Annotated in this window: 20 protein-coding genes; 9 read left to right on the plus strand and 11 right to left on the minus strand. The window is 70.5% G+C overall.

The genetic code is table 11. The features are described from left to right. The first annotated feature begins 37 nt into the window (after positions 1 to 37). Together FBY39_RS06895 and FBY39_RS06900 are read left to right on the plus strand one after the other, a co-directional pair. The gene (locus tag FBY39_RS06895; RefSeq protein ID WP_141931341.1) at positions 38 to 820 is read left to right on the plus strand and encodes an SDR family oxidoreductase; all 783 of its coding nucleotides are present in this window, start codon (positions 38 to 40) and stop codon (positions 818 to 820) included. Positions 821 to 944: 124 nt separating this feature from the next. Continuing rightward, a complete protein-coding gene (locus FBY39_RS06900; protein WP_222115671.1) occupies positions 945 to 4,706 on the plus strand; it encodes an NACHT domain-containing NTPase in 3,762 nt (1,253 codons plus the stop codon). Positions 4,707 to 4,721: 15 nt separating this feature from the next. Here FBY39_RS06900 and FBY39_RS06905 read toward each other — a convergent pair whose 3' ends face one another. After that, a complete protein-coding gene (locus tag FBY39_RS06905; protein ID WP_260837473.1) occupies positions 4,722 to 5,366 on the minus strand; it encodes a TetR/AcrR family transcriptional regulator in 645 nt (214 codons plus the stop codon). A 112-nt stretch (positions 5,367 to 5,478) separates the two neighbouring features. Between FBY39_RS06905 and FBY39_RS06910 the strand changes: the two genes are divergently transcribed. Both FBY39_RS06910 and FBY39_RS06915 read left to right on the plus strand, forming a co-directional pair. Then, on the plus strand, positions 5,479 to 6,918 hold the full coding sequence (locus FBY39_RS06910; RefSeq protein WP_141931347.1) for an MFS transporter: 1,440 nt from the start codon (positions 5,479 to 5,481) through the stop codon (positions 6,916 to 6,918). Positions 6,919 to 6,940: 22 nt separating this feature from the next. Further along, positions 6,941 to 7,633: a DUF899 family protein gene (locus tag FBY39_RS06915; RefSeq protein WP_141931350.1), complete on the plus strand. Its 693-nt coding sequence runs from the start codon at positions 6,941 to 6,943 to the stop codon at positions 7,631 to 7,633. A 6-nt stretch (positions 7,634 to 7,639) separates the two neighbouring features. On the opposite strand, the gene FBY39_RS06920 is transcribed toward FBY39_RS06915, so the two are convergent. After that, positions 7,640 to 8,119 (minus strand): Lrp/AsnC family transcriptional regulator, encoded by a 480-nt coding sequence (locus tag FBY39_RS06920; protein WP_141931352.1) that lies wholly within the window; start codon positions 8,117 to 8,119, stop codon positions 7,640 to 7,642. Positions 8,120 to 8,230: 111 nt separating this feature from the next. Here FBY39_RS06920 and FBY39_RS06925 point away from each other — a divergent pair, with 111 nt between their 5' ends. Next, positions 8,231 to 9,466 carry a PLP-dependent aspartate aminotransferase family protein gene (locus tag FBY39_RS06925; protein WP_141931354.1) on the plus strand — a complete coding sequence of 412 codons (1,236 nt, stop codon included), beginning with the start codon at positions 8,231 to 8,233 and terminating at the stop codon, positions 9,464 to 9,466. 48 nt (positions 9,467 to 9,514) lie between these two features. On the opposite strand, the gene FBY39_RS06930 is transcribed toward FBY39_RS06925, so the two are convergent. Then, complete coding sequence (locus tag FBY39_RS06930) at positions 9,515 to 10,468, minus strand: ROK family protein (RefSeq protein WP_141931356.1); 954 nt, start codon at positions 10,466 to 10,468, stop codon at positions 9,515 to 9,517. Positions 10,469 to 10,544: 76 nt separating this feature from the next. Between FBY39_RS06930 and FBY39_RS06935 the strand changes: the two genes are divergently transcribed. Then, a complete protein-coding gene (locus FBY39_RS06935) occupies positions 10,545 to 11,378 on the plus strand; it encodes an aldo/keto reductase (RefSeq protein WP_141931358.1) in 834 nt (277 codons plus the stop codon). Position 11,379: 1 nt separating this feature from the next. Here the strand turns inward: FBY39_RS06935 and FBY39_RS06940 are convergent, their stop codons facing one another. Next, positions 11,380 to 12,129, minus strand: a complete 750-nt coding sequence (locus FBY39_RS06940; RefSeq protein ID WP_141931360.1) for an SDR family oxidoreductase — start codon at positions 12,127 to 12,129, stop codon at positions 11,380 to 11,382. 99 nt (positions 12,130 to 12,228) lie between these two features. On the opposite strand from FBY39_RS06940, the gene FBY39_RS16590 reads away from it, so the two are divergent. Beyond that, a complete protein-coding gene (locus FBY39_RS16590; RefSeq protein ID WP_222115672.1) occupies positions 12,229 to 12,393 on the plus strand; it encodes a hypothetical protein in 165 nt (54 codons plus the stop codon). Further along, positions 12,390 to 13,283, plus strand: coding sequence for an RNA polymerase sigma factor SigJ (gene sigJ, locus FBY39_RS06945; protein ID WP_141931363.1), 894 nt, complete (start codon positions 12,390 to 12,392; stop codon positions 13,281 to 13,283). Before FBY39_RS16590 ends, sigJ begins: the two co-directional genes overlap by 4 nt. Before the next feature lie 15 nt (positions 13,284 to 13,298). On the opposite strand, the gene FBY39_RS06950 is transcribed toward sigJ, so the two are convergent. The 7 genes from FBY39_RS06950 to FBY39_RS06980 form a co-directional block, all read right to left on the minus strand. Next, positions 13,299 to 14,099 carry an FAD:protein FMN transferase gene (locus FBY39_RS06950; protein ID WP_260837474.1) on the minus strand — a complete coding sequence of 267 codons (801 nt, stop codon included), beginning with the start codon at positions 14,097 to 14,099 and terminating at the stop codon, positions 13,299 to 13,301. After that, positions 14,096 to 14,596, minus strand: a complete 501-nt coding sequence (locus FBY39_RS06955; protein WP_141931365.1) for an FMN-binding protein — start codon at positions 14,594 to 14,596, stop codon at positions 14,096 to 14,098. The genes FBY39_RS06950 and FBY39_RS06955 overlap by 4 nt, the downstream gene beginning before the upstream one ends. A 27-nt stretch (positions 14,597 to 14,623) precedes the next feature. Beyond that, positions 14,624 to 16,036, minus strand: coding sequence for a ferric reductase-like transmembrane domain-containing protein (locus FBY39_RS06960; RefSeq protein ID WP_141931367.1), 1,413 nt, complete (start codon positions 16,034 to 16,036; stop codon positions 14,624 to 14,626). A gap of 29 nt (positions 16,037 to 16,065) precedes the next feature. Further along, a complete protein-coding gene (locus FBY39_RS06965) occupies positions 16,066 to 16,587 on the minus strand; it encodes a hypothetical protein (protein ID WP_141931369.1) in 522 nt (173 codons plus the stop codon). Positions 16,588 to 16,671: 84 nt separating this feature from the next. Further along, complete coding sequence (locus FBY39_RS06970; RefSeq protein WP_141931372.1) at positions 16,672 to 17,688, minus strand: sensor histidine kinase KdpD; 1,017 nt, start codon at positions 17,686 to 17,688, stop codon at positions 16,672 to 16,674. After that, on the minus strand, positions 17,685 to 18,368 hold the full coding sequence (locus tag FBY39_RS06975; RefSeq protein ID WP_260837475.1) for a response regulator transcription factor: 684 nt from the start codon (positions 18,366 to 18,368) through the stop codon (positions 17,685 to 17,687). Before FBY39_RS06975 ends, FBY39_RS06970 begins: the two co-directional genes overlap by 4 nt. Before the next feature lie 62 nt (positions 18,369 to 18,430). Then, the gene (locus tag FBY39_RS06980; RefSeq protein WP_141931373.1) at positions 18,431 to 18,655 is read right to left on the minus strand and encodes a hypothetical protein; all 225 of its coding nucleotides are present in this window, start codon (positions 18,653 to 18,655) and stop codon (positions 18,431 to 18,433) included. A 338-nt stretch (positions 18,656 to 18,993) separates the two neighbouring features. Between FBY39_RS06980 and FBY39_RS06985 the strand changes: the two genes are divergently transcribed. Beyond that, positions 18,994 to 20,160, plus strand: coding sequence for an RtcB family protein (locus FBY39_RS06985; RefSeq protein ID WP_141931375.1), 1,167 nt, complete (start codon positions 18,994 to 18,996; stop codon positions 20,158 to 20,160). Positions 20,161 to 20,261 lie beyond the last annotated feature (101 nt).

Genomic DNA, 20,261 nt, shown 5'->3' on the forward strand with positions numbered 1-20,261 from the left:
CCCCCCGGAGGGCCGTCCTCGTGACGAAGGGAACACCATGTCTCGGACAGTTGTCATCACCGGATCGGCGAGCGGAATCGGCAAGGCGACGGCAGAGCTTCTCAGTGATCGCGGCTATCGCGTCATCGGAGTCGACATCGCCCACGCGGATGTCGAGGTCGATCTCACGACGGCTGACGGGAGGGCGGCGCTCGTATCGGGTGTCACCGACCTTTCGGGCGGCACCGTCGACGCCGTCATCGCCAACGCCGGCCTCGCATCGCCGACCGTCGCGACGGCCGCCGTCAACTACTTCGGCGCGGTGGCGACCCTGACGGGACTGCGTCCGCTCCTCGCCGAGTCGCCGTCTCCCCGCGCTGTCGCGACGGCATCCATGGCGTCCCTGTATCCGCCCGACGAGGCGCTGCTCGACGCGTTCCTCGCCGACGACGAAGACGCGGCACTCGCGCGCGCGGCCGCGCTCGCAGGCGGGACACCGGAGGAGGCGAACCTCATCTACGGGACATCGAAGCGTGCGCTCGCCCGCTGGGTGCGGCGCCACGCGCCGACGCCGGAATGGGCGGGTGCCGGGATCGCGCTCAACGCCGTTGCGCCGGGAGTCGTCTCGACCCCGATGACCGCCGACCTCACGACGACCGACGAGGCGAAGGCCGCGCTCCTCCAGATGGTCCCGATGCCCCTCAACGGCATCTTCGGGCCCCGCGATGTCGCCGAGCTCATGGCGTTCCTCGTGAGCGTCGAGAACGCGCACCTCTGCGGCCAGGTCGTCTTCATCGACGGGGGGTCCGACGCCGTCATCCGCGGCGACTCGACCTGGTGACACGGCCTCGGGATGCGCCCTCCCCGGACGAAACCCTCGCGTGAAGCGGCCCTCTTCTGGCATCCTCACGAGGAGGGATCGGCGCCGCCGTCGAACTCGCAGACGGTAGCGCTATCTGGGGAGGGTGCCCGTGTTCCTCGGCCTCATGCTGGCGTTCGCCGGCGAGACGATCTTCGGGATCGTCGTGGATCGGGTGTCCAACAGAGCCACGGATGCCGCCGTCAAGGCCATCACGACGCGTTTGGGCAACGGCCGCATCCGGCTCCCGGAGAACCACGACATCGAGCGTGCCCACCGCGAGAGCACGCGATTCGCGTTCGAGTACCTCATCGCGCAGGCACTCCCGAAGCTCGAGGGCGAGCCGTCCGCGTCACGCTCGCTCTTCAGCCGCGCGATCCTCGCCCGCCCGCCGGCGACGGCGGGGTTCGGTGCGGCCGAGCCCCGCTCTGTCCTCGAATGGTGCCGCAGTCTCGAGCGCCTGCTCGAGGACGACGACTGGATCGACGGCTGGAGCGCTGATCCGCTCGCGCTTCACGCGCTCGAGAGCGTCGCGGCGGCGAAGATCGACGGCGACCTCTTGGATGCCTTCCACGAAAGCGCCCTCGGTGCGCTCCGGGAGTCGCGGCTTCCCCCCGTCCCGGCCCTCATCGACGAGGCGGTGCGACACGGCTGGTCGGCGGTCGATCCGCGAACCGATGCCATCGAACAGATCACCCTGTACGGGGCCTACTGCCTGAGGTTCCAGGCGCTCATCGCCCACGACAGCGTTCTCGCGCAGAAGGTCGAGATGAACAGCCGCGCGGCGCTCGCCGATCGGCTCGATACCCTCGCGGCATCCGCAGCATTCGATCCCGATGTCGTGCGCGACGCCGTCCGCAACGAAGTCGGGCCCGCCTCTGCGCTTCTCGTCGAGCACCTCGAGAGCATCGAGCGGGCCGTCGAGCGCGTCGCCGTCGAGATCGATGCGCTCTCGGCGCTCCTGGCCGACGTCGACCGCACGACCCGGCGCACGGAGTCCGTCGCGATCGACATCAAGCTCGAGGTCGCGCAGCACGGCGAGATCCTTCGCCGTCTCGCGGTCTGGGCGGATGCCTCGACGACACCGGCGATGTCGGGCACGGGCGCTGCCGACGGCGAACCCATCGACGTCGAGGCCCTTCTGGCCGAGCTCGCACTCCGACTCGGCGAGTCCACCGCCACGATGCCGCACGTCGGCATCGACCTCGCCACCGATCAGTCCGCCGTCGACGCGATGCCGCTCGCGCGGCGCCGGACGGACGGCAAGGCGCCCGACGCGATGACCGTCGGGTCGCTCGATCGGGGGGAGAGCTTCGTCCTGACGGGAGGTCCCGGCACCGGCAAGTCGACGATCCTCCAGTGGCTCGTGCGCCGCGAGCTCGTCGAGCCGTCCGGAGTCCCCGTCTATGTTCTGTGCCGCACCCTTCCGGACGCCGTGCTCGACGGCTCCACCGACCTGCTCGGTGCGCTCGTGGAGAACGCGGCGAGTGCGATCCCCGACCTGCCCGGTCGGGAGCGGGCGGCGCTGCGGGAGCGAATGGTCGACGATCTCGTGACGGGTCGAGCCCTCCTCGCCCTGGACGGCCTCAACGAGATCGCCGACGGGGCGCGACGCTCGCAGTTCACGGCGCGCCTCACGTCAACGCTCTCGGAACGCTCTCGCGTCGTCGTGACGACACGGGAGCCCGGCTCCGAGGGTGCGGTCATGCGTCTCGCTGAGCGTCTTGCGCGTCTCTCGGGCGAAGGAGGACTCGGCCGGCGACCTTCGCGCCAGTACTCGATCGCAAGCCTCGACGGCGCGGCGCAGCGTGCGCTCCTGGATGCGTGGGCGGATGCCGATCCGGACCGCGCCGAACTGTACGCGGGCCTTCGCGACGCGCTGGCGGCCGGCGGTGCGTCAGCGGGCCTGGCCGACACTGTCTTCGCCCTCTCGCTGCTGGTGGAGGAGATGGATGCGGGCGGCCGGCTCCCGGACAAGCTGCGCGAGCTCTATCGGAAGATCCTGGAACGCACCATCGAGCGAGAACGCGACGTCACTCCGCCTCTCAGGGTCGACGAGGTCTTCCCGCGGCTCGAACACGTCGCACTGGGTATGGCCCGGCGCGGCATCGTGGAGGTGGCGGAGTCGGACATCGCCGCGATGCTGCGCCGCTTCGATGCCCTCGAGCTGGACGATTTCCCTTCGGTCGCGCCCCGTCGCACGCCCTACGCGTTCCTCGCCGCCGTCCTGTCGACGGGCCTGCTCGTCGACGTCGGCGACGGGCCACGACGGCGCGGTATCCCGCAACGCATGTTCGCGTTCTTCCACCAGTCGTTCCAGGGGTACTTCGCCGGACGCGCAATCGTGCACCGCTGGGCCGAAAGCGGCCGCGCGGTCGACGACGTCCGCGACGTCGTCGGCCCCTCCTTCGATGGGAGCGACCTCCCGCCCCAGTGGATGGAGACGCTGCCGCACGTGATCGACGCGGCCGAGTCAGCGAGCCTCGACGCGCGCTGGTTCGGTGTCGAGCCCGCGGCATCCGTCGACGAGCTCCTGTCGGTCTTCATCACCCGCCCCTCGGGCGACACATCGCAGGGGACGCTCGACGTTCTCGGGGTGGGGCTCACGGGTCTCGCGTCGGCGAGTCCGCTCACGGTGTCGCCCGAGGTCTCCCACCGCCTGATCGAGACGGCAGTGGATGCGCTCGAGGGAGCCCGTCGGCCAGCGGGATGGTCCGAGGCCATCCGAAGGCTACTCGCGTCGCCGTGGCGTGACGACGTCATCGGGATCCTGCGCGGTGCCGACAGTCGCCCGGCGAGGAACTGGGCCGCGGGTCTCTCGGAGCACATCTTTCGGGCCGATCTGCCGCTCGATGACGTCTCGCGTCTTCTCGCGACGAGTCTGCAGCGCGCGCTGACAGCGCAGACCGATATCCGGCGGAGCGAGGCGCTCCTTGAGATCGTCGAACTCGCCTTCCGCGCCCACGGGACGCTCGGGGGCGCGGAAACCCCCGACGCGATCCAGCCGGCCGGCGTCGGCGGTCTCGCCGCCGAAGACAAGGCGACGGTGTGGGATGCGCTCATCGGGTTGCATACCGGGGGCGCCGACCCGAGACTCGTCGCTTGGGCGCTCGTGTGGATGTCCGGCGCCCGCACACCTGTCGGCGATGTCGACGGACTCTCGCTGCGGCACCGCGAGTGGGTTGCGGAGCGGATCCTCGCGCTCGTCGAGGATCCGGTGGCCGACGCGAGCATCGTCGCCGATGTCTCGCTCCTCGCGGTGCTCCCGTGGGGCGGGATGACTTCCGCGTATGCCCAGGCGGACTGGGTCTACCACTGGGCGGTCGTCGCCGACGGCGCGGTTCCGCGCCGAGCGATGCCACCGCTCTCGGGCGGCATCGACGAGCCGCTCGCATCCGTGCTGGTCGGGTTGCTCGGGAAACTGCCGCCGTGGGCTGCGGGGTGGGTGGCGATCGCCGCGTCGCGAGCCGGTTCGCGCGATGCCGCCCTGGTGGATCCGCTGTGGGCGGTCGTCGTCGACCAGCAGGAGTGGGACGCGGTGCGCGACGAGGCGTGGTTCACGCTCCTGGGGATCGGAGGGGAGCGCGTGGCATCCCTTCTCCGCGCCGCCATCGCCGCGGAGGACGAGTTCGTGCAGTTGCGTGGCGCGATCGGGACCGTCGCGATCGCGAGCGTGCCGGAGCTGGTCGCACTCGCGGAACCGTGGGAGCACTACGACGACGCCTACGTCTTCGCCCTCTACGGTCACGACGACCCGCGGGGCCCCGAGGAGGCGCGACGGCTCGCGCGGGAGCATCCGGATGCCGCGCACCGCGCCCGCATCGCGGATGCGATCGCTCGCGCGGACACCGCCTGGGCCGACGCCTGACGAGGCCGCGGCGGTTCACGCGGGCGGCTGGGCCGTTCCTCTCACGCCCGTGATGGCCGCCTCCACGACGGCCGCCGCGAGCGCGTCGATGACCGGCTCGGGCTGCCAGCGCACGGGTCCGTGGACGGCGATGTCGGCGAACCCGTGGACGGATGACCAGCACGCCCACTCGGCGAGGGGTCGGCGGGCAGGATCGAGGGCGCCCGCGGCGACCATTCCGTCGAGCGTGTCCATCAGCAGCCGGAAGGGCGCCACGACCTCATCGTCGAGTGTCACGATGCCGTCGTTGGCCTGCGTGTCCTGCGTGAAGAACGCCAGCTCGAACCATCCGCGCTCTTCTCGTGCGAAGTCGATGTAGGCGAGGCCGACCCGGCGGAGCCGCTCGATCGACGCTTCGGCGGGGCCGAGGCCCGGGGGCGTGTTCGCGACCCGGTCAGAGATCGCGCGCGCGAGGGCGAGCTGCGACCGGCCGGCGACCGTCCGGACGAGATCGTCGCGGTCGGCGAAGTGGCGGTAGGCAGCGTTCGGAGCGACGCCGACGGCCCGCGTCACCTCACGGAGCGTGACGGCGGAGGGCCCGCCCTCGCGGGCGCGGGAGAGGCCCTCGGCGATGAGCGCTTCCTTGAGGTCGCCGTGGTGATACGTCCGCGCCTCGCTCAAACCGTTGCGTGCCCTTCTCAGAGTGTGTACGGTGTCCACATCAGATGTGAACGGTGTCCACATCGAGGATAGCCCACCGTCCCGCGAGCACCCGCCCAGCCCGAGGAGTGTCATGACGACCGAGCACACGTCAGCGCTGCCGGGGGCGCGCACGCTGCGCAACTTCTACCAGGTGCTCGTCAACACGGCCGTCGCGAACGTCACGTCCAGCTATCTGTGGTGGGCGCTCACGTTCTGGGCGTATCTCGAGACACGCTCCGTGCTCGCGACGGCGATCATCGGCGGCTCGTACATGCTGCTCGTCGCGGTCTTCGGCGTCGGCTTCGGCGTCCTCGTCGACCGCATGAAGAAGAAGGCCGTCATGGTGCTCTCGAGCATGGTGACCCTCATCGCCTACCTCCTCGCCGGCGCGCTCTACCTCTCCTTCCCCGAGTCCGTGCTCGTCAACTGGGGTGGACCGTGGTTCTGGGTCTTCGCGGGGGTGATCCTCATCGGCGGCGTCGTGGAGAACCTCCGCAACATCGCTCTGTCGACGACCGTCACGCTGCTCGTTCCCGCCGACCGCCGCGACCGCGCGAACGGCCTCGTCGGCGCCGTCCACGGCATCGCCTTCATGGTGACGAGCGTCTTCTCGGGACTCTCGATCGGTCTCCTCGGCATGGGCTGGACGGTCGTCATCGCGATCGTCGCGACGGGCCTCGCGCTCGTCCACCTGCTCTTCGTCCCGATTCCCGAACGTGGCATCGCGCACGTCGAGGGAGGTCCCGCCCGCGCGGGTTTCCGTGGTGTCATCCCCGCCGTCGTCGCGGTGCCGGGCCTTCTCGCCCTCATCCTGTTCTCGACGTTCAACAACCTCGTCGGGGGCGTCTTCATGGCGCTCATGGACCCCTATGGCCTGACGCTCTTCGACGTCGAGATCTGGGGGATCGTGCTGGGCATCACGAGCTTCGGATTCATCATCGGCGGCGCCCTCGTGGCGAAGTTCGGGCTGGGCAAGAACCCCGTGCGCACACTCCTCCTCGTCAACATCGGCATCGCCCTGCTCGGCATGACCTTCGCGATCCGCGAAGTGTGGTGGCTCTACGCCCTCGGCATCCTCGTCTTCATGTGCCTCATGCCGATCGCGGAGGCCTCGGAGCAGACCATCGTGCAGCGCGTCGTCCCGTTCGAGAAGCAGGGGAGGGTCTTCGGCTTCGCCGCGAGCATCGAGTCGGCCGCCGCCCCCGTCTCCTCCTTCCTCGTGGGGCCCATCGCGCAGTTCTGGCTGATCCCGTACATGCAGACCGATGCCGGCAGTGCGACGTGGGGCTGGCTGCTCGGCGCGGGCGAGGCGCGGGGCATCGCGCTCGCCTTCGTCGGTGCGAGCGCCCTGCTCCTCGTCGTCGTGCTGCTCGCCTTCGTCTCGAAGCCGTATCGCGCGCTGTCGCGGGCCTATGCCGAGGCGCCGCCGTCGATCGAGGCGGAGGCCGAGCACGAGGGCCGGAGCGGGGATACGGGCGCGGCATCCGCGATCTCGGATGCGGGGGACGACCTCAGATCGAGCGTGCGATAGCGCGCGGGACGGAGAAGAAGAGATGACGGATGCCACGGCACTCCCGCCGATCGTTGATCAGGCCACCTGGCGGCGCGAGCTCGACGCCCTGCGCGTGCGCGAGAAGGCCGCGACGCGCGAGCTCGATGCCATCGCGGCGCAGCGCCGCCGGCTCCCCATGGTCGAGCTGCCCGACTACACCCTCGTGGGACCCGATGGGCCCGTGCGTCTCGTCGACGTCTTCGAAGGGCGCTCGCAGCTCATCGTCTACAACCACATGTGGTCGCCCGGAAAAGAGTGGCAGTGCGGCGGGTGCACCGGATTCACGTCGCAGTACACGCGTCTGGACTTCCTCGAGCGGTACGACGCGCGTTTCGTGATCGTCACGCAGGGCACGATCGACGAGGCGCTCGCGTATCGCGAGAAGGTCGGGAACCGCATGGACTGGTACTCGACGGCCGACAGCCCGTTCGGTGAGGACATGGGTGCCCCCCTGGGCGGCGGCTTCGCCGTCAACGTCTTCCTGCGCGACGGCGACACCGTCTACCGCACGTGGCACACCGACGGTCGAGGGACCGAGCAGCTGAGCCACGAGTTCCCGCTCATCGACCTTCTGCCGTGGGGCCGGCAGGAGGAATGGCAGGACTCGCCGGTCGGATGGCCGAGCCGGCCCACCTACGAAGGGTGGTTTGACTCGCCCGACATCGCCCGGTTGTACGGGGCCGCACCAGTCTGACGCGCGTCACCCGTCGAGGAGGCTCTGCCACCCGGGTGCGTCGGCGTGCTCGAACACGAGGTTCGTCTCGGTGTGCGCGACGGCGGGGTGGCCCGTCAGGTACGTCAGGACGAACTCGCGCAGCTCGTCGGCGTCGCGCGCCAGGACGTGGAGGAGGAAGTCGTCGGCGCCCGCCATGTGGAAGAGGCCCATGACGCCAGGGTAAGAGGGGGCTGCGCGCCGGAACGCCTCGATCTCGGCGCGCGCGTGCTTGACGAGCCGGATGGCGATGAGCGCCTGGACGGTCGCTCCGATGCGCGACGTATCGAACTCGGCGCGGTAGCCGCGGATGACGCCTTCGCGCTGCAGGCGGCGCAGGCGCAGCGAGACCGTGGACTCCGCGACACAGAGGGCTGAGGCGAGGGCAGCGCCCGACGCGCGGGCGTTCTCGGACAGGGCGCGCAGAAGCGCGCGATCCGTTCCATCGAGCTCGATCTTTCGTGCCATGGAGGCGAGGTTTCCCTTCTTCTTTCGCAGAACCTTCGATGATTCAGCATCCACAGATGCCATCCTTGAACGATGATTGCAGACGATGCCAGGATCTGTTGATCTGAGCATATGCAGCATGAGCAACACCACTGGGAGACCCGCGCCGTCCACGGAGGAAACGCGGGCCTCCGCGACGCCGGTTCGCACGTTCCGCCCATCGATCTGTCGACGACCTTCCCTCTTCCCGACGTCGAGCGCGGCGGGCAGTCCTACGAAGAGCTGGCCGGGGGCGGCGACCTCCCGCGAGAAGGGAGCGCCGTCTACCAGCGTCTGTGGCAGCCCGGTGTCGCCCGCTTCGAAGAGGCGCTCGCCGATCTCGAGGGAGCGGACGGCTCGGTCGCCTTCGCGAGCGGGATGGCCGCGCTCACGGCGTGCCTCATCGCGACCGTCTCGGCGGGGAAGCCGCACGTCGTCGCGGTGCGTCCCCTCTACGGCGGCACCGACCACGTCCTGGAGAGCGGTCTGCTCGGCACCGAGGTCAGCTGGACGACTCCCGACGACATCGCTCGGCACCTCCGGCCCGACACGGGCCTCGTGATCGTGGAGACCCCCGCCAATCCGACGCTCGAGCTCGTCGACATCGCCGCCGTCGCGGTTCAGGCGGGCGATGTTCCCGTGCTCGTCGACAACACGTTCGCCACTCCCGTCCTGCAGCGCCCGATCGAACACGGCGCGACGCTCGTGCTGCACAGTGCGACGAAGTACCTCGGTGGTCACGGCGACGTCATGGGCGGGGTCATCGCGGGCCCGCGCGACTGGGTCGAGCGGCTGCGGCGGGTCCGCGCGCTGACGGGGGCGCTGCTGCATCCGTTCGCCGCGTACCTCCTGCACCGCGGTCTTCGGACGCTCGCCGTTCGCGTGCGTGCGCAGCAGGAGACGGCGGGCATCCTCGCGGAGCGCATGAGCGCGCACGACGCCGTCGCCCGTGTGTTCTACCCCGGCCTCCCCGGGCAGGATCCGCGCGGACTCCTCGGGCGCCAGCTCGCGGGGCCCGGCGCGATCATCGCGATCGATCTCGCGGGCGGATACGACGCCGCGGCCCGCTTCACGGAAGCCTGCGACCTCGTCACCCACGCCGTCTCTCTCGGCGGAGTGGACTCGCTCGTGCAGCATCCGGCATCCCTCACCCACCGTCCTGTCGCGGGTGAAGCCAAGCCCGGCGCGGGAATCGTGCGGCTGTCGATCGGACTGGAGCACGTCGACGATCTCGCCGCCGATCTCTTCCGCGCTCTCGACGCGGCGCAGTCCCTCACGCCTGCCGCATCGGTCGTAGAGTTCCCGAGCGACGTCGTCGAGCACGCGTAGGCACGGCCGGCCGACGGAGGCCGCGGCTCAGCGCAGCGCGAGGGCGGCTCAGCGCAGTGCGAGGGCGGCAGCGCCGACGAGGGGGCCGCGGCCGTCGAGACCGGATGCCACGATCCGCACGCGCTTCGCGTAGGAGAACACCGTGCTCGCGTCGGCCGACGCCCGCACGAGATCCAGGTAGTCGGGAGCGACGGCGGCGAACCCGCCCGCGATGACGGCGACATCGAGGTCGAGGAGCGTCGAGGTGCTCGCGATGGCTTCGCCGACGGCACCGGCCGAACGGCGGACGGCGGCGACCGCGATCGGGTCGCCCGCGCCGTATGCCTCCGCGAGGGCCTCGCCCGTGTCACCGTGCCACCCCTGCGATCGCGCCCACACGACCGACGACGGGCCGGAAGCGATCGCTTCGAGCGTCCCGACTGTCGCGGGTTCGGACTCGCTCCGTCCGCGGAGGCGCGTCTGGCCGAGGTGGCCCGCGTTTCCCGAGACGCCGGTCACCGGCATCCCGTCGATGATGAGCCCGCCGCCGACGCCCGTCGATACGACCATCGCGAGCGCATTGCGCGCCCCCCGGGCGGCACCGAAAGCATGCTCGGCGAGAGCGATGCACGTGCCGTCGAGTGCCAGGCGCACGGGCGCGTCGACGAGCCCCCGGACGAGCGTCACGAGCGGGAGGCCTTCGGCGGCGGGGAGGTTGAGGGGTGATGCGGTTCCCGCGACGAGGTCGACGGGCCCCGCCGAGCCGATCCCCGCGCCGACGAGCCGGTCAGACGTGCGGCGGGCGGACAGGGCGGATGCCGCGACCCGCCCCACGGCGTCGAGGATCTCGTCGGCGCTGCGCTCGCGGCCCGTCGGCGCACGATGCACGCTCTCGGTCCTCACGTCGCCGTCGGCGGTGACGAGTCCGGCCTCCACCTTCGTGCCGCCGAGGTCGACCGCGAGGACGACCCGATCGCCGTCGGCGTCGGCGTCGTCGCGGAGGGGATGCTGCACTGCGGTCATCCGCGCATCCTCCCATGCTCGCGTCTTCGCGTCGATCTCGACGCCGTTCGACGAGGGGGAGGAGCAAGATGGAGACATGCTGAACATCCCCACCGTGACACTCAACGACGGCCAGTGGTTCCCCGAGCTCGGTCTCGGCACCTACAAGCTCACGGGCGACGACGGCATCGCCGCGATGGTCGCCGCAACGGAAGCGGGTTACCGACTGCTCGACACGGCCGTCAACTACGGCAACGAGCGGGAGGTCGGCGAAGCGGTGCGACGGAGCGGCCTCGATCGCAACGAGCTCCTCGTGACCTCGAAGGTCCCCGGCAGGCACCATGGGCGGCAGGAGTCCGTGCGCAGCATCGAGGAGTCGCTCGCGACCCTGGGGCTCGATCGCATCGACCTGCAGCTCATCCACTGGCCCAACCCGAGCGTCGGAAAGTGGCTCGAGACGTGGGAAGGCCTGATCGAGGCGCGCGAGAAGGGACTCGTGAGGTCGATCGGCGTCTCGAACTTCACTCCGGAGATGCTCACGCGCCTCATCGACGAGACGGGCGTCACTCCCGCCGTCAACCAGGTCGAACTGCACCCGTACTTCCCGCAGGGGGAGCTCCGCGCCTTCCACGCCGAGCACGGCATCCGCACGGAGAGCTGGAGCCCGCTCGCGCGCCGTTCGGAACTCCTCACGGAGGACGTCATCGGCGAGATCGCGGCCGCGCACGATGTGACGCCGACGCGCGTCGTCCTGCGCTGGCATGTCGAGCTCGACGCGACCCCGATCCCGAAGTCGGCCGACCCCGAGCGTCAGCGCGAGAACGCCGACGTCTTCGACTTCGCGCTCACCCCCGCCGAGATCGACGCCATCTCGGCGCTCGAGCGGGGGCGGCTGTGGGACGGCGACCCGAACCACCACGAGGAGATGTAGCTCACACGTTCGGGAGAGCGTCGAGCCACTCGGCGAACGTCTGACGTCCGATCTGGGCGTCGGGGCCCGGTAGGAGAGCGCCGCGGCGCATCGCGCGCCCGATCGCGCCCGGCAGGGGCACCGGCGGAAGCCAGCCGCGGTGCCCGATCGCGCGAGCGTAGGCGCGCACCATCGCGGCGAGGCTCTCCTCCCGCGGCCCCGCCAGGTCGGGAGCCCGCCCCTGCGGCCCCGCCTCCGCGAGCGCGACAAGCCGCTCGGCGACTTCGCGGGCCGCGATCGGCTGCACGCGACCGCCCGGGGCGACATGCAGACCGCCGACGACGGCGCGCGCGAACACCTGCGCGGAGAACTCGTGGAACTGCGTCGTGCGCTGGAGCGTCCACGGCACGTCGCCCTCGGCGATGATCCGCTCCTGGGCGAGCTTCCCCGCGTAGTACTCCTCGGGCGCGGCATCCACGTTGACGATCGACACCGCGACGTGATGCGACACCCCCGCGCGACGTTCCGCCGCGAGAAGCGACCTCGTCGCACCGGCGAAGAAGCCGATGACCTCTTCCGTCGACGTCGCCGACGGATTCGACATGTCGATGACGACCTCGGCGCCCGTGATCGCCCGTCGAAGTCCCGCCCCCGACAGAAGATCGACGCCGTGCTCGCGCGTGAGAAGGACGACGTCGTGCCCGTTCTCGCGTGCGACGTCGACGACGTGCGTGCCGGAAATGCCCGTGCCACCTGCGACGGCGATCCTCATGAGCGCACCGCGTCGTGCACATCCGTCGCCGCCAACCCGTGTCGCACGATCGAGAGTCTAGGGCGGGCCCGTTGCCCGCCACCCGGTGAGGAGGCGGCGATGGCGGTGGCGGTGGCGATTCTCATGAGGTGTTCCTCCACGGTCGGTGATGACTGTCACTTCACCGACGATGCAGGCGACGGGAACGTGAGGCTCACGATCCGGACGGCTACGTCGTCGGTGGGGGAGGAGTGGATACTGTGCTCGAAGGGAACCTCCGCATGACCGACGACCTCGACCCGCGCGCGCTCGACGCCGAGCGGCATCAGCTCCTGGGGCTCGCCTACCGCATGCTCGGCACGGTCGCCGACGCGGAGGATGCCGTCCAAGAGACGTATGCGCGCTGGTACCGGATGCCGGAGGCCGAGCGCGCTGCGATCCGCTCTCCCGGCGCGTGGCTGACACGCGTCGCGAGCCGCGTCTGCCTCGACATGCTGGGCTCCGCGCGCGCTCGGCGGGAGAGGTATGTGGGTGAGTGGCTCCCCGAACCCGTGCCGGGTGAGACTCCGTTCGGCGGTGCGGCTGCGGCATCCGACCCCCTCGACCGCGTGACGCTCGACGACTCGGTCTCGACGGCGCTCCTCGTCGTGCTCGAGTCACTGACCCCCGCGCAGCGGGTCGCGTTCGTGCTCCACGACGTGTTCGGGATGCCGTTCGCCGAGATCGCCGCCTCCGTGGGACGCTCGGTCGAGGCGACGCGCCAGCTCGCGTCGCAGGCGCGCACGCAGGTCCGCGAGCGGCGAGCAGGGGCGGCGAGCCGCGCGACGCACGATGCGCTCGCGCAGGCGTTCGCCGCTGCATGCGCGACAGGGGACGTCACGGCCCTCGTCGCCGTCCTCGACCCCGACGTCGTGCTCCGCGCCGACGGGGGAGGCCACGTGTCGGCCGCGCGACGCCCCGTCGTCGGCGCAGACCGGGTCGCGCGGTTCATGCTCGGCATTCCGCGACTCGCGCCCGCCGCTCAGGTAACGCCGACCCTCACTCCTGACGGACTCGGGTTCGCGGTCACTCTCGACGGCGCACCGCACAGCGTCATCACACTCGGCGTGCGCGGCGAGCGCATCACCGATGTGTGGATCATGCGCAACCCCGAGAAGCTCAGCCGGTGGGGCTGAACCTCTCTCGCCGGATCATGCGCTCAGCAGGAGCGAGGGATCGGTAGGCGATGTCGTGACTTCGCACGCGTCGATCCACCGGCGCACACGGCCGTCGGGCGCGACCAGGATCCCCGTCGTCTGCGGGGCGCGCGCGATCCAGGCGAGATCGTCGAACCCGGCGACGACGCCCGCCGTCGCCCACACGTCGGCATCCGTGAGGGTCTCTGCGATGACAGTGGCCGACTCGGCGCTCGTTGCGGGACGCCCCGTGCGCGGGTCGAGAATGTGCTCTCCGCGCTCGGCGGTTCCCGATGTCGCGATGCCGGCGTCTCGCACGGTGACTGTCGCGAGAACACGGGACCGGTCGCGGGGGTCGACGATCCCGACGTTCCAGTTCCAGTCCGCGTGATCGGAGGTGAACACCCTCACGTCGCCTCCGACACCGATGGCCGCCGCAACCGCCTCGCCCCTCTCGGTCAGCGGGTGCAGATGCCTCTGTGCCGCCCGCTCGACTCCCCAGCCCTTCACGAGACCCGTCGGGTCGAAGCCGCCTCTCCACGACGCGGTGAACAGGCCGCCGGTCTGCCGCTCGGCGCGCAGACACGCGGCCTCGACTTCGCGGACGAGGGGGTCAGCCTCGCCGGGGAGCAGCTCCCCGCGCCGGATGCGCGACACGTCGGAGTCGGGCAGGTAGGGCGAGAAGATGCGATCGATCTGCCGCAGGTCGGCGACGCAGGCGTCGGCGGCGCGGTCGGCAGCGGCTTCCGAGCATCCGACGAGATGCACGCTCACGATCGTCCCCAAGACGTCAGCCGTGCGCACGATCCGGTTCACGATTGCGCCTGATCGATCGCGCTCTGGAGAGAGTCGAGATAGCCCCGGCTCGTGAACGTCGCACCCGACACCATGTCGATGTCGGAGCTCTGGGCCGAGAGGGTCTCCGAGACGAGCACCGGCAGTGCGCGTTCGTTGATCTGGCGGTCGCGGCCGTTGCCATCGGGATACTCGAGGACCTGCACGTCCGTGATCGCGCCGCCGGACACCGTGACCTCCACCTGCACCGGACCGTACCGGGTGCTCGCCGCCCCACCGGTGTACGTCCCGTCGGCGAGGGTGCTCGTGCCGGTGCCGTCCGTCGTGCCGGAGGAGATCGTGCCGGTGCCGTCCGCCGCGCCGGAGGAGGTCGCGCCGGCACTCGTGGTGGATCCCGACGCGGCGGCCGGTGCGAGGTCGGCGCTCGACGCCGCGACCGCTTCGTGCGAGGTGCGGTAGCCGAACAGCAGCACGACACCGCTGATCGTCGCGAGAAGGCCGAACAGGATCTTCTTCATGATGTCTCCGTGACCGTTCGAGTGCTGTCAGATCGAGAAGGACTCGGTATGGATGCGGGATGCCGGCAGCCCTGCCGTGCGCAGGTCGCCGCAGACGGCATCCATCCATGCGGCAGGACCGCAGACGAACGCGTCGTAGTCCTCGAGGTCGGGTGCGACGTGGCGGAAGACGTCGGGCCCGCTCCAGGCAGCGTGCGTCGCGGGCAGCCACGGCGCCCCCGTGCTCGCCCGATGACCCGGGAGGCCGACGTGGACGACGCCGCGCGTGCGGACGAGGTCAGCGACGGCATCGCGGCGGAGGGCCTCGTCCGGACTCGAGTCGCGGACGATCAGCGTCGCCTCACCCGGGGCGTAGGCCTCCGACTCGAGCAGCGCCACGAGGGGAGCGACGCCCGCCCCGGCGCCGATCATGAGCAGCTTCGCTCCCGTCCGCCGGTCACCCGTCATCCCGCCGTAGGGGCCTTCGATCAGCACGCGCGTGCCGCTCGCGAGGGTCGACAGACGAGACGTGCCGTCTCCGACGATGCGAGCCGAGATCATCAGCTCGTCATTCCGCGGGGCTGCGGCGAGGGAGAGGGGATGTCCCCGTGACCAGCCCGGGCCGTCGAGAAAGCGCCACACCAGGAACTGTCCCGGGCGCGCGCCGAGCCGGCTCACGTCGCGCCCGCGCATCCGCACGCTCACGCCGCTCGTTCCGTCGGGACGCACCTCCGCGACGCGGAGGTCGTGGCGGATCGAACGCCACAGCGGCACCGCGATCCGGAAGACGATGACCGATGCTGCTGCGGTCACCCACAGCATCCACCAGTACGCCGTCGCGGCGGGCGACGAGAGGAAGTCGGCTCCCGTCCACAGCTGATGCGGCACCGCGAGGCCCACGCCGAGGTAGGCGTACAGGTGCAGCAGATGCCATGACTCGTACCGCAGCTTCCGCCGCGCGCGGCGGATCGACGTCACCGTGACGAGGACGAGGAGTCCCGTGCCGGCCGTCGCGAGGAGCATCCCCGGGTAGTCCCAGACGAATTCCCACAGCTGTGTCAGTGGATCCAGTCCCGCTGCGACGGCGTAGCCGGCGACGAGCAGTGCGATGTGCGCCAGCAGCAGGGTGAACGACCAGAAGCCGACGAGGCGATGCATCCGGGTGATCGCATCCCGGCCGAATCCGCGCTCGAAGAGCGGCACGCGGGCCATCAGCAGGACTTGGTAGAGCAGGAGATTGGAGGCCACGAGCCCCGTCAGCCTTCCCGCGCTGTCGAGGGCCTCAGCGGGGCCGCCGGCAAGTGCATCGACTCCGCCGCCGGCGACCCACAGGAACACGACGAAGAGGCTCGTGGCCCACAGCGCGAGGATCGCTCCGAAGCGCCACAGACCGGGGGCGAGTCGAGACCGTCGCCGTACCGCGGTCGGTCGGACTCGCGCCGGCGGCACCAGCGTCACCATGACCTCGCCTCCCATCCGCCGTCGAGGCTCTACGAGTCGGAGTCCGGCGTGTCCGTACCCGAGCCGTCGTCGCCATCGTCGGTGTCGGAGCCCTCGTCATCGCGTCCCGGCCGCGTCCCGGGGGCGCCCGGCTGCACGCCCTGTCCCCGATCGGAGCCGTCTCCGCGGCCCGGCACACCACCGCCGGGCATTCCGCCCTCCGGCGCGTCGCCGTCGTCCCACGGGGCGACGCCGGGGCCGCCGTTCTCGGCGAATCCGGACCGGGCCATCGACGCTCCCGAGGCGGCGACCCACCCGGCGCCGAACCCGCCGCCGAGCAGGAGAACCGCGACGAGGGATGCCGCCGCGACGCGTGCGCCTGTGCGCTTCCACAGCGGTCGGTGCTCGGTCGCTCCCGCGGGCTGCGTCGGCTGCGTCGGCTGGAGGGGGAGCGTCGCGGCGGCAGGCTCCGCCGACGGTGCAGGGGGAGCGTCCGCGGCTTCGGGCGTCGCGGGAGCGGCACCGCCGTCGGCGGGCGTTTCAGCAGGGATCTTGTCGTTGTTGTCGGACATGCCGTCAGCGTCGCGGGCGGATTCAAAGGGAGCGCCAAGAACCGGGTCTTCCCAGTGACCTCATAGCGTCGCCTGGTGCACCACTCAGTCGGGTGCTTCTCGCGTCGCGCGCCCGAGGGGGAGCGTCAACAGGAACGTCGTCCCCGCCGCCGACGTCTCTTCGACCTCGACGCTGCCCCCGAACCTCATCGCGACGTCTCGCACCAGCGCGAGTCCGAGGCCGAATCCGGGCCTCTCGCGCGTATCCGCGGCGCGCGCGAAGCGCTCGAAGAGCCGGTCCGGGTCGATCCCGCGGATCCCGGGCCCGTGGTCTCGCACGCGGAGCTCGATCGTCTGGCCGGCCCTGCGCGCATCGATCCGCACCGCCGTCGTCGCGGGGGCGTACCGCACCGCGTTGTCCAGCAGCGCCACGAGAGCGCGGCGAAGTGCTCGGCGGTCGGCGGCGGCGATGAGTCCCCGCGGTGCATCCTGCTCGATCCGGATGCCGCCCGCCTCGGCCACCGGGCGGATGATGTCGGTGGCATCCTCGATCGCATCGACGACGTCGACCCACGCCGCCGTGTCCTGTGCGCGGCTCCCCGCAGCTTCCGCCGCCGTCAGGAGATCGGTCAGGACGTCGTCCAGCACCGCAGCATCGCGTCGCAGGTCGCGAAGCGCTCCCGTGACATCGCCCCCGCGCTCGGCGCGATGCTCCGCGAGCTGGATCCGGCTCGTCAAGGTCGTGAGAGGCGTCCGCAGCTCGTGGCTCGCATCCGCCACGAACGCGCGCTGCACCTCGAGGGCTTCCGCGAGAGGCGCAGCAGCGCGGCGCGCGACGTACCACGCGATCACCCCGAGCGCGATGACCCCGATGACTCCCAGAGCGATGGCGATGGGCAGCGCATCATCGAGGTCGACGACCCGGCCGAGTTCATCGCCGTCGCCCGGGCGAGGAGGGCGCCGGTCGGGGCGTGACGTGGCGATCAAGGCCGCAATGCTCACGACCGTGATGATCGTGAGGATCGCCGCCGAGGCTCCGCCGACCCACAGCCCCGCACGCACCGCCGACCTCTGGACGCGACGGCGGTCAGCGGCGATGGCGGCGTGGGCGCGTCCGCTCATGTCGGCTGGCCCGCGCGGTATCCCCGCGCCCGTACCGTCTCGATGATCTCGGGACTGGACTTGCGGCGGACGTAATGCACGTAGGTGTCGACAGTCGCTCCCGAGCCGCCCGGGAACACCGACGCGAGGATCTCGTTGCGAGAGAAGACATGCTCCGGACTCGACGTCAGCAGTTCGAGGAGGTCCGTCTCGGCACGCGTGAGGCTCACACGCCCCTCCGCGGGGCCGTACAGAGCCTGTGCCTGCGGAGTGAAGACCCACGCGCCGATCTCGCGCCGCTCTCCCGCGCTGCGATTGCGACGCAGCGCTCGCAGCCGTGCGAGAAGCTCGGCGAAGTCGAAAGGCTTGACGAGATAGTCGTCGGCACCGCCGTCCAGACCGCTCACGCGATCCTCGACCGCACCCAACGCCGTCAGCATGAGAGCCGGAGTGGAGATGCGGGCCGTGCGGACCGCGGTGAGGAACTCGACACCCGACATGCCAGGAAGGCGGCGATCCACGAGCAGCACGTCGTAGCGCTCGCCGAGCGCGCGACGCAACGCCGTCTCGCCGGAGTCGGCGCGGTCGATCTCGTAGTCGTCCTCGAGCATCTCGATGACGATCTCGGCGATCTCCTGCTCATCCTCGACGTAGAGGAGCCGCGGCTTTCCCGTGCGTTCCGCCCTGCTCGCTGCCGTCACGCGCTCAGTATGTCAGCGGCAACCCGCGGTGGCGCTGTGAGATCGTCGCGCTGCGACGAGGCTCAGAGTCGGGCGCCGTCGTCGTCGCGGTTCTCGAGACCGACGCCCCGGCCGCGCCACGACTCGTAGGCGATGAGCCATCCGATCGAGACGACGCCCGCGAGGAGGATCCCGAGCCAGACGTTGCCCCAGACGAGACCGAACAGGATCCCGAGGGTGAACATGAGTGCAGTGCCGAAGGCCCAGCCGGTGTGTCCGCGCTGCCAGCCGCCTCGTCTCGTCGCCATGCTGCTCAGCCTAGGGGGTCGGTCTTGACGTGCGGGAAAAGATGACGCTATCGTCGCAGAGCTGTGCCGCCGGCACGGCAGCACGAGGTGAACCGAAAGGGCGACGGATGCGCGCGTATCGCGAACTCCGCTTCTCGCCGGTCCTGGGCAATCAGCCCATGGACCGCGACGAGTCGACCCTTCCGGCGCCGGTCGTGTAGCAGCATCCGCTCTTCACGCCCCGCACCGCTCAGGTCCGGGGCGTTTCCTCGTTTGCGGGGGATGCCGTGGGCCCGAGGTCACCGCTTCACCGCGCCCAGGGAAGAACATCCCGGGGCGCACACGCAAGGAAAGAGATCATGGAGAGGCTCTCCAACCGGCTGCTCTCGTGGGCGAGCTTGATCGACGAGAAGACCGTCGAGCAGGCACGTACGTCGAGCCGCATGCCGTTCATCCACCCGCACCTGGCGCTCATGCCCGATGCCCACCTCGGAAAGGGGGCAACGGTCGGGTCGGTCATCCCGACGCTCGGTGCCATCATGCCCGCCGCCGTCGGTGTCGACATCGGATGCGGGATGATCGCCGTTCGCACGCAGTTCACGAGGTCGCAGCTTCCGTCCGACCTCGCGCCGCTGCGTGAGCAGATCGAGCGGGCGATCCCGCTCTCGGCCGGTCGCGACAACCGGAAGATCGTCGCCACCGCCGAGCCGCGCGTCGCCGAGCTCGAGCTGCTCGCCGAGAAGGCCGAGTTCGACCCGGAGACGTACGCGGGACGCTGGCGCCTGCAGCTCGGCTCGCTCGGATCGGGCAACCACTTCATCGAGGTGTCCGTCGACGAGCTCGATCGGGTGTGGATGTTCCTCCACTCCGGATCGCGGGGTGTCGGCAACAAGATCGCGACGCATCACATCGCGGTGGCCCAGCGCCTCGCGAAGCAGTGGTGGATCGAGCTGCCCGACCCCGATCTCGCGTACCTCGTCGAGGGGACGCCAGAGTTCCGGCGCTACATCCGGGAGCTCCGGTGGGCGCAGCACTTCGCCCTCCTCAACCGCGAGGAGATGATGGACCGCGTCGCACGGCAGGTGTCGGAGTTCCTCGGTGAGACCGTCGTCGAGCATGAGCGGATCAACTGCCACCACAACTTCACGGAGTCCGAGAAGCACTTCGGAAAGCAGGTGTGGGTGTCGCGGAAGGGTGCCATTCAGGCGGATGCCGGACGGCCGGGCCTCATCCCCGGCTCGATGGGGACCGCGTCGTACGTCGTCGAGGGCCTCGGCAATCCGCTGTCGCTCAACTCGTCGCCGCACGGGGCGGGTCGCGAGTACTCGCGCTCGGCTGCCCGGCGCACCTTCTCGCACGAGCAGCTGCGTGAGGCGATGGTCGGCATCGAGTTCCGCGACACCGACGCGTTCATCGACGAGATCCCTCAGGCCTACAAGCCGATCGATCGCGTCATGGCCGACGCCGGCGACCTTGTGGCGATCCGGCACACGCTGCGTCAGCTCGTGAACGTCAAGGGCGACTGACCCGCTCGGTGGGTGGGTGGTGCGGGTGCACCACCCACCACTGATCGAGTGCCGGGGCGCCCCCACCGCTGATCGAGTACCGGGGCGCCCCCACCGCTGAT

This window comes from Microbacterium sp. SLBN-146 (assembly GCF_006715145.1).
In the GTDB taxonomy this organism is placed as follows: domain Bacteria; phylum Actinomycetota; class Actinomycetes; order Actinomycetales; family Microbacteriaceae; genus Microbacterium.

Excerpts from the sequence above, each read along its gene's own strand:
- FBY39_RS06960 (WP_141931367.1), bottom strand. The coding sequence starts at position 16,036 with ATGGTGACGCTGGTGCCGCCGGCGCGAGTCCGACCGACCGCGGTACGG.
- FBY39_RS06910 (WP_141931347.1), top strand. The coding sequence starts at position 5,479 with ATGACGACCGAGCACACGTCAGCGCTGCCGGGGGCGCGCACGCTGCGC.
- FBY39_RS06915 (WP_141931350.1), top strand. The coding sequence starts at position 6,941 with ATGACGGATGCCACGGCACTCCCGCCGATCGTTGATCAGGCCACCTGG.
- FBY39_RS06930 (WP_141931356.1), bottom strand. The coding sequence starts at position 10,468 with ATGACCGCAGTGCAGCATCCCCTCCGCGACGACGCCGACGCCGACGGC.
- FBY39_RS06920 (WP_141931352.1), bottom strand. The coding sequence starts at position 8,119 with ATGGCACGAAAGATCGAGCTCGATGGAACGGATCGCGCGCTTCTGCGC.
- FBY39_RS16590 (WP_222115672.1), top strand. The coding sequence starts at position 12,229 with ATGGCGGTGGCGGTGGCGATTCTCATGAGGTGTTCCTCCACGGTCGGT.
- FBY39_RS06940 (WP_141931360.1), bottom strand. The coding sequence starts at position 12,129 with ATGAGGATCGCCGTCGCAGGTGGCACGGGCATTTCCGGCACGCACGTC.
- FBY39_RS06895 (WP_141931341.1), top strand. The coding sequence starts at position 38 with ATGTCTCGGACAGTTGTCATCACCGGATCGGCGAGCGGAATCGGCAAG.
- FBY39_RS06965 (WP_141931369.1), bottom strand. The coding sequence starts at position 16,587 with ATGTCCGACAACAACGACAAGATCCCTGCTGAAACGCCCGCCGACGGC.
- FBY39_RS06980 (WP_141931373.1), bottom strand. The coding sequence starts at position 18,655 with ATGGCGACGAGACGAGGCGGCTGGCAGCGCGGACACACCGGCTGGGCC.
- FBY39_RS06970 (WP_141931372.1), bottom strand. The coding sequence starts at position 17,688 with ATGAGCGGACGCGCCCACGCCGCCATCGCCGCTGACCGCCGTCGCGTC.
- FBY39_RS06925 (WP_141931354.1), top strand. The coding sequence starts at position 8,231 with ATGCAGCATGAGCAACACCACTGGGAGACCCGCGCCGTCCACGGAGGA.
- FBY39_RS06955 (WP_141931365.1), bottom strand. The coding sequence starts at position 14,596 with ATGAAGAAGATCCTGTTCGGCCTTCTCGCGACGATCAGCGGTGTCGTG.
- sigJ (WP_141931363.1), top strand. The coding sequence starts at position 12,390 with ATGACCGACGACCTCGACCCGCGCGCGCTCGACGCCGAGCGGCATCAG.
- FBY39_RS06935 (WP_141931358.1), top strand. The coding sequence starts at position 10,545 with ATGCTGAACATCCCCACCGTGACACTCAACGACGGCCAGTGGTTCCCC.
- FBY39_RS06985 (WP_141931375.1), top strand. The coding sequence starts at position 18,994 with ATGGAGAGGCTCTCCAACCGGCTGCTCTCGTGGGCGAGCTTGATCGAC.